The sequence below is a fragment of the Psychrobacter sp. TB55-MNA-CIBAN-0194 genome, from assembly GCF_040309505.1.
Classification (GTDB): Bacteria; Pseudomonadota; Gammaproteobacteria; order Pseudomonadales; family Moraxellaceae; genus Psychrobacter; species Psychrobacter fozii.
This window is the reverse complement of the sequence record NZ_JBEOOW010000379.1, coordinates 1-265: the sequence shown is the minus strand read 5'-3', so window position 1 is coordinate 265 and position 265 is coordinate 1. Positions and strand designations below refer to the sequence as shown.

At 40.0% G+C, this 265-nt stretch carries 1 pseudogene; it reads left to right on the top strand.

The annotated features are described in order from the left end of the window. A pseudogene (locus tag AAEY75_RS15545) lies at positions 1-204 on the top strand (DUF4442 domain-containing protein); the annotation flags it as partial. Positions 205-265: the final 61 nt, after the last annotated feature.

The window sequence follows — 265 nt, the reverse complement described above, 5'->3', positions numbered from 1 at the left end:
ATCAATGACCGTGAATCAGACCGCGAGCATGACCCTATCATTGTCGAGATGACTTGGGCTTGGATACCTAAATCTGAATTAGAAGCGCGTCGGCAAGGTAAAAATCATAAAGAAACCGTGAAAGCAGTAGCAAAAGATACGCCAGAAACTGAGCAAAAAAACCAACCCGCTAATAAAACGTCAGCAGTTGATAATGATCAATAAGACAACCTCTTATGCGCCATACTGTGCGCATTTATAATAAAACATCCTAATAATTATAAGG